The organism is Photobacterium sanguinicancri, from assembly GCF_002265265.1.
In the GTDB taxonomy this organism is placed as follows: domain Bacteria; phylum Pseudomonadota; class Gammaproteobacteria; order Enterobacterales; family Vibrionaceae; genus Photobacterium; species Photobacterium sanguinicancri.
In genome coordinates, this window is the sequence record NZ_NOIF01000219.1 from 1 (window position 1) to 7,159 (window position 7,159).

Annotated in this window: 4 protein-coding genes; 2 read left to right on the forward strand and 2 right to left on the reverse strand. The window is 44.4% G+C overall.

Features of this window, described 5'->3' with window-relative positions:
• Window positions 1–46: 46 nt before the first annotated feature.
• A complete protein-coding gene (locus ASV53_RS21495; protein WP_094958611.1) occupies window positions 47–1,114 on the forward strand; it encodes a methyltransferase in 1,068 nt (355 codons plus the stop codon).
• Between the two features lie 59 nt (window positions 1,115–1,173).
• Here ASV53_RS21495 and ASV53_RS21500 read toward each other — a convergent pair whose 3' ends face one another.
• Window positions 1,174–2,052, reverse strand: coding sequence for an alpha/beta hydrolase (locus tag ASV53_RS21500; protein WP_094958612.1), 879 nt, complete (start codon window positions 2,050–2,052; stop codon window positions 1,174–1,176).
• Window positions 2,053–2,384: 332 nt separating this feature from the next.
• Here ASV53_RS21500 and ASV53_RS21505 point away from each other — a divergent pair, with 332 nt between their 5' ends.
• Window positions 2,385–5,681 (forward strand): S41 family peptidase, encoded by a 3,297-nt coding sequence (locus tag ASV53_RS21505; RefSeq protein WP_094958613.1) that lies wholly within the window; start codon window positions 2,385–2,387, stop codon window positions 5,679–5,681.
• A gap of 125 nt (window positions 5,682–5,806) precedes the next feature.
• Here ASV53_RS21505 and ASV53_RS21510 read toward each other — a convergent pair whose 3' ends face one another.
• Window positions 5,807–6,973, reverse strand: a complete 1,167-nt coding sequence (locus tag ASV53_RS21510; protein ID WP_094958614.1) for a glutathionylspermidine synthase family protein — start codon at window positions 6,971–6,973, stop codon at window positions 5,807–5,809.
• Window positions 6,974–7,159: the final 186 nt, after the last annotated feature.

The window sequence follows — 7,159 nt, forward strand, 5'->3', positions numbered from 1 at the left end:
CAAATATAATAACGTTTTCTCATCTATATAAATAATTAGGTTTTTTGTGACTCAATATCAACAAGACCCGTTCACTGCTTTAGAAGCAAAAACGGAAGCTCAGAAATTGGCTTTTGCGCCTATCGTTTTTCATACCGCACGTACTCTTCGTGACCTTGGTATTTTAGAAGCATTGGATTTTGCAGGTAGCGAAGGGCTACATGCTGAACAAATTGCGGCTAAAACGGGTGTTTCTGAATACGGTGTAAAAGTGTTGCTTGATATGGCGCTGAGCGCACATATTGTGACATGGCAAAAACCTAACTATGTGTTAGCAAAACTAGGCTACTTCCTGCTGCATGATGGTATGACTCGCGCTAACATGGATTTCACGGCGGATGTTTGTTACGCCGCCATGATGCACTTAACAGAAGCGATCACCGAAGGCACACCTGCTGGCCTTAAAGAACTTGGTGATTGGCCGACGATTTATGAAGGTTTGTCACAGTTACCTGAGAAAGCAAAAGAAAGCTGGTTTAATTTTGATCACTTCTATTCAGATCGTTCATTCCCAATTTTACTAGAACGTGTTTTTGCGGCGAAGCCAAAGCGTGTTTTTGATATTGGTGGTAACACGGGTAAGTGGGCACTTCAGTGCTGTAATCATGATGCTGACGTCGAAGTGACCATTATTGATTTGCCACAGCAAATTGAAATGGCAATGAAAAATGCCAAAGAGCAAGGCTTTGCCGAACGTGTCAATGGTTTCCCGGTTAACATGCTGGATAAAAGCCAAGCGTTGCCAAGTGGCGCTGATGTGTGGTGGATGAGTCAGTTCCTTGACTGTTTCTCTCCAATGGAAATCTTAAGTATTCTTCGCCGTGTACGCGCCGCGATGGATGAAGATGCAACGGTGTACATTCTTGAACTTTTCTGGGATGCACAGCGTTACGACGCCGCTTCATTTAGCTTGAATGCAACGTCTCTTTATTTTACATGTCTAGCGAACGGTAATAGCCGTTTCTACCGCAGTGAAGACTTCCTAGAGCTCGTAGAAGAAGCGGGTTTCGACGTTGCAACGCGTACTGATGACATTGGCTTAGGTCATACGTTGTTAGAGCTAAAAGCGAAATAACGTCGAGCTAATGTAGCAGCCAATACATCAGGCTTTTATGGTCGTAGTCACAATTGTGATTACTGTGATGATGCTGTTTGATTGCTCGCTAAGACCGTACTTGGTTCTTCACCATTTGGTGATAAATTGGGTGCGGTTTTTTGTAACCAGTTTACTAAACGTTGCTGATTCTTAGGGTGCTGTGTTGTTAAAGCACGCGCATGTTTGCAGCCGGCTAAGCGCCAAAATTCTTTCTCCCCTTGAAGTTGATCATAAATCCCTTCGCCAAATTCAATTGGTACCACCACATCTTGCTCGCAATGCAGCACTAACGATGGCGCTATAGGCAAATTATCTTCTACTTGGTTTGCAGCATAATCATCACGCATGATCACATAGACTACCCACGACACTAATTCTCCAAACACACCTTGTTCGACCACGTGTTCCGCAGTATCAATGTAGCTAGTAAACGACGAGTCAATGATCACGCCGTCAATATCTATTGGGCGATCAGCCCATGCACGCAAGAAGATGTTGCCGCCGGTTGACGTAGCGACCGTATAAACAGGTAGAGTCGTTGAATGCTTAATTTTGGCAATGTAATCCAGAACAGTTAGTGCATCTAAGTAGGCCGCTTCATCGCTTACTGTTCCAGAGGAGTGACCAAAGCCAGAGTAATCAAACACCATCACGTCGTACCCATGTTGGGTTAGCCAGTCGACTTTTTCTTGAGTTTCTTCCATATGTCCACTGTTGCCATGGAAATGAATCACAGCGCCTTGTGGTTCTGGGTGCTCCGTTGGCAACCATAGGTACGCAATATCGTTACCTGATTGAGAATTTAACCAGCGGATCTCGGGGTTCAATTCAGCGCTTTTAGAGGGCGAGAAGAAGGTGCTGTTGGCACAGCCTTGTAAATAGAGCATTGCAAGAAAAAGCACAACCGATCTCAACATAGTTACCTCTCAAATCGCTTTTTGCTAGCAGTAATGCTTTATAACTAGCTTGAGTAAGTAATACGCATCTTGATGCGTTTTGGATCTAAGAGTTTAGAAAAATGGCAGAATAGCTAAGGGAAAGGAGGCTAATAGATTGAGTATAAAAGGAAATAGTCATTAGTTTTTTAGTGTAACAACGAGGGAGTTTCAATAGATTAACTGTAATGATGAGAGGTTGAATGCATAACTGTGCTTGTAAGTCGAGGAGATGAATGTTAATTATGGACGCTGTTCATAATAAATAAAATCATTACCATTCACAAAACGGATGAGTATCAAGGAAAGGTATTATGCCAACCACCTCGATCAAGTACCTCTGCGCACTCGTCGCAGCATGCTCTGCTTCTTTTTCTTACGCCAATAACGATCCACTTTGGCTGAAAAATACAGCCCTATCACCAGATGGCAGTAAAATAGCTTTTACTTACCAAAGCAAAATATACCTTGCCCCGAGTCAAGGCGGGGAAGCTCGCGCGTTGACAGGCGGTGAGTTTTATCCTCATGCATTGACTTGGTCATCGGATAATTCCACCTTGGCCTTTGCGGCTAATCCCTTTGGTAATGATGATGTTTTCACCTTGTCACTAGACAGCTTGGCGATGAAGCGTCTGAGCTATAACTCGGGCAGTGACATACCTACAGGCTTCACACCTGATGGGCAGCAGGTGTTATTTTCAACCACGCGTTCAACACCGACAGACCAAGATTTTTATAGCCAAGCCAGTCCATGGTCTTTTGGTTCGCCTGGTAATCAACTCTATACCGTAAATCTCGCCAATAGTGCTATGCAAAGCATTCTTGCTATTCCTGCTCGTCACGCGACGTGGAATTTAAAGCAAGATAAATTACTGTATAACACGCCTCATAAAGATCAGCGCTACCGTAAGCATCAGTCTTCGTTTGCTGTTCCGACTATTTGGCTATTTGATGCGAAAACAAAACAGCACCGCCAATTAACACCAGATCGTATCGCGGCACAATCGCCAATCTGGGATCACAATCGTGATGGCTTCTACTACCTGAGTGAGCAAAGTGGTGACTTTAATGTTTGGTATTACAATTTAGCGACTAAAGAAACATCGCAGCTTACCCAATTTGCCCAACACCCAGTGCGAGACTTAACTGTTGCCGACAATGGTGATATTGCATTTTCTTACCGTGGTGAGTTATATCGCATGGCAAAAGGGAGTCATGAACCTCAAAAGATTGTGTTAAATATTACTCACTTCGCGCCAAGTAAAGATCGCTACTTTATTACCAATGAAGCATCGGCTTTTATGCCTTCACAGGCTGATTCTGATGGCGATTCTGATGAAGTTTTGCTGGCAAGTTACGGTGATATTTTTGCCGTTGATGCAGGAAAAGACAAAGTGGTTCGCTTAACGCATTCAGCTACTGCTGAAAAACACATGGTCTATACCCCTGATGGTTATGGGGTACTTTATGCGGCATTAAGAAACAGCAATTGGGGGTTGTATATTACCCAACCCTTGGTAGATGAAGAGCCGTTATCTTCGGCGCCTGTGGTTGAGGAAGTCCCTTTTTTGCAAGTAGAAGGGGTAGATATTACTCAACCTCAATATTCACCTGATGGGGCTAAGCTAGCTTTCGTTGTGGGTGGACGTTCGCTCCATGTGATTGACCTTGAAGATTATGATCCCAATAAAGCTTTGCCTGCTAAATTAGTTAGTGCTTTGAAAGGCAGCAATCAACTGGTCTTGGGGAAAGAGCTTATTTCTCCTGAAAATGTGAGCGAAAGAGGGAGCCTACAATTTACTTGGTCGCCAGACTCGAGCCAACTTGCGGTACATGTGAACCCATCACCATATAATAACGATATTTTAGTTGTTGATGCTGAGGGTAAAAAGCCTGCGGTGAATGTATCGCAGAATGGCTTCTATAATACTCTGCCGAAGTGGAGTGATGATAGCCGTATCCTCAGTTGGTTATCGACCGAAGGAGGCTTGAAAAGTACCGATGGTGAAGATGTAAGCTATGTTATCAAAGGGGTCTTTACCAATGGTCAGGCGAAAGCGGATTTCAAGAATGAAGTAGCATTAGAAGAAGATGAAATACCGTCTTATCCTTTTTCTACCCGTAATCTTGAATATCGCCAAGCCTTTGAGTTCCCATTCTCAGGTAATATCCTCGACTTTGCTTTGTCTGGTGATCAGCTTTACGTGGTCGATGGCAAGTTGACACCTGAAGGTGATGAACTAACACGTAGTTTTGTGTACGACATCCGTAAGCAGCAAACTGAACTCTTGTTCAATGACTTGCCAATCGCGATGGCAAGCGTGATACGTCCACAGCAAGGTGTGATGTATTTACAGCTAGAAACCGATGTGGTGAGAGTTGATTTAGAAACGTCAGAGCAAATCTCCCTGCCGATTAATTTACCGATTGATTATCGTCATGAACCGCGCAAAACGGCGGCTTACCAGCAGATGCTGAAACAAACCGAGCAGCTTTATTATCGTCAGGATATGGGCAAGGTAGATTGGCAGTACTACAGTCAGTTTTACCAACAGTTTTTACCGCATATCAATAATGATAGAGACTTTGGGGTATTGATCAGTGAACTATACGGTGAGCTGAATGCTTCTCATACTGGCGGCTATGGTGAGCCTCGCCAAGCAAAGACTGAAGATGAAACGGCTGAGCTTGGTTTGGTGTTTACCAGCCAACGTGCAACCAGTTCGACGAAAGTCCCGAGTGAAGGCCTAGTGATTGACAGTATTTTACCGGGTGGTCCTGCGGATCTTGGTGATGTCACATTGCGTGCAGGTGACAAAGTGGTGGCGGTTAATGGTCAGCCTGTTGCGACCTTGCCTGAATTAGCAAAAGCATTGAACCATAAAGCGGAACAACAAGTTGAATTGACCCTAACCAAAAGTAATAACCTCATCAACAATAAAGAATGGCAGGTCAGAGTCACCCCAACCGATCGCGAGCAGATCTCGGCGTTGGCCGCGAAGCGTTGGGAGATCGAACGACGCAATTACGTGACTAAGCAGACGAATGGCAAAGTTGCCTATGTTTACTTGCCAGACATGAGCAATGCATCGTTCCAGCACTTACGATCTGAAGCGTTAGGGCGTTTCCGCTCTGCTGAAGCCTTGATCCTTGATGTGCGTTTTAATGGTGGTGGTTTCTTAGCAGATACACTGATTGAGTTTCTCACTGCGCGTAAAGTTGCTGATGTCGTGCCGCATGCAGGGCGAGCCGCTTCAGATGCGAGTCGTCGTAATTGGTTGAAGCCTTCATTAGTGATTGCTAACTCGGCCTCATATTCAGAAGCTTCTGCGTTTAGTCAGTATTTTCAAGATCTTAAGGTAGGCCCAATCATAGGTGAACCTGTGCCTGGTACAGGTACTGCTGTGACTGGGTTTGAATCAGAAGTGTACGACGGAATCCGTTATCGCTTCCCGTATTTGCCTCTTAAAAATATGAAAGGGCAATATTACGAGAACTTAGAACTTCAGCCTGATGTCTTGGTGTTTAATCCCCCAGAGCAAGTGGCAAAAGGTCAAGATGCACAGTTAGATGCCGCAATCAGCGAAGCGATGAAACAGCTTACACCTTAGTACGCGACAGGTGCTTTAGTTAAAAGATCACAGCCTCATGATGAATGAGGCTGTTTTTTTATATTCTGTGTTCTAGGGGATATGTTTATGTCATGCTTTTTTAGGCGGAAAAGCCGGTTGGTTGACTACCCCATGATCACATGCGGAATATAGCGTGACATATCTTGGGTGACCAGCGAGCTGTCCTCGCGAATGGAGATGCCTGCGGCTTCATCATTCACCAGCCAACTGCCGATTAGCGTGTAGTTATCACCAAATTTTGGTAGCGGATGAAAAGCCTGATAAATCACACCTTCATCGCCGTACGGACCATCGACACGCAAGGTTTGTTGGCCATTTTGTACCACGGTAATGTTTGCCCCTTCGCGAGCAAATAGGGGCTTTACAACATAGTCTTTCAGCGTCGATAATTCGCGATCGTCGGCGAAAAACGAAGGAAGTAAGTTAGGGTGGCCTTTAAACTCTTTCCATAATAAAGGCAGCAAGGCTTTGTTACTCAGTACTGACTTCCACATAGGTTCAAGCCAGTTCACTTTGGCTTGATCTAAATATTGCGCATAATCTTCGCGGAACATGTCTTCCCAAGGGTAAAGCTTAAACATCCAGCGGATAGGGGTGTCTTTGAGATCGGTAAATTCGTTGTTGCCATTGATGCCAATGTCTTCAACGTGAACAAACGCCGTCGATAGTCCCGCTTCTCTGGCGCAATCCTCGATATATTGCACTGTACCGCGATCTTCAACTGTGTCTTTACAGCATGAGAAATGAATGGTCTGCCCCGGTTGCATGCTAGACAGCTCTTTGAAGCGTTTGATCAACAATTCTTGTAGCAAATTGCACTGATCGGCATCGCGACGGAGTTGGCCATTATCGACTAAGTCCTCAAGCCACAACCATTGCCAAAACCCCGTTTCATACAGTGATGTTGGAGTATCGGCATTGTTTTCATACAACTTAGCAAAGCCTTTACCATCGTAGGCAAAATCGAGGCGAGAATAGAGTGACGGTTCTTGACGTTTCCATGAATCCAGCACGTTTTGCCACATATTTTCGGGAATTTGAAAGCGTTGTAACCAGTACTCGTCTTTAACCACTTTATCGACCATGGCTAAACACATTTGGTGGATCTCTTCGGTGGGTGCTTCGAGATCTTGCTCTATTTGCTTCAGAGTAAATTGGTAGTATGCCGTTTCGTCCCAGTAGGGGTCTTCATACATAGAGTGAAAACCGAAGCCATATTCTTTCGCTAATGCACGCCAGTGCGGTCTTTCCTGCGCATTGATCCGAAGCATGGGTCATCCTACCTTAATCTTAAATTATCGTGCTGATATGTAAGCGAATATGCCACTTACCTCGTGATGATAGCAAGCGATCTTCATTCAATTTCAAGTCTATTTCGCAGTTTAGCATTTCCTTCTTCCTAAATGACCTTGGGGTTTACCTTATTAAGTAATCTGTATATGATTTATATATAAATC

Bases quoted from the DNA above. Each gene is read 5' to 3' on its own strand.
- ASV53_RS21500 (WP_094958612.1), bottom strand. From the start codon at position 2,052: ATGTTGAGATCGGTTGTGCTTTTTCTTGCAATGCTCTATTTACAAGGC.
- ASV53_RS21505 (WP_094958613.1), top strand. From the start codon at position 2,385: ATGCCAACCACCTCGATCAAGTACCTCTGCGCACTCGTCGCAGCATGC.
- ASV53_RS21510 (WP_094958614.1), bottom strand. From the start codon at position 6,973: ATGCTTCGGATCAATGCGCAGGAAAGACCGCACTGGCGTGCATTAGCG.